The 520-nt window shown below is 62.9% G+C and carries 1 protein-coding gene; it reads left to right on the top strand.

Annotated features, from left to right (window positions below):
• Nucleotides 1-49: 49 nt before the first annotated feature.
• A partial coding sequence (locus AC5RVS_RS17840) for an NUDIX hydrolase (RefSeq protein WP_494109136.1) occupies nucleotides 50-520 on the top strand: 471 nt, incomplete at its 3' end.

Here is a 520-nt window from a genome sequence, read left to right as displayed (position 1 = left end):
CGCAGGACAAGAACCGGCAATCTCTATAGCCTAGGGATGTGGAGGGCGTATGACAGTTCGCAGCGCAGGCATCCTGCTGTACCGGCGGAGCCTGGAAGGGCACTTGGAGGTCTGGATCGCCCATAATGGTGGCCCTCACTGGACCGGCATGGACACCCGCGCCTGGACAATTCCAAAGGGAATATACCTCGACGCGGAGGACCCTCTGGTGGCCGCGCTGCGGGAGTTCGCCGAAGAAATCGGGACGCCGGCGCCTCAGGCGGACTACCTTGAGCTGGGCGCTTTCCGCCAGCCTTCGGGGAAGGTCATCACCGCCTTTGCCGCCGAATCGGATTTCCAGCCAGAGCACATCACCAGCAACACGTTCCCGCTGGAATGGCCGAAGGGTTCCGGTGTTGTGCGGGAGTATCCCGAAATCGACGATGCCAGATGGTTCCGAGAGTCCGAGGCGCGCAGCAAACTGGCGAAGGGGCAGGTGCCGATCCTCGATGCCCTTGCCGAGTACCTCGGGAAGCTGGGC

The organism is Arthrobacter sp. Y3221048 (genome assembly GCF_059092685.1).
Note: the sequence above shows the minus strand (reverse complement) of the source record. Positions and strands in the feature narration are given on the sequence as shown.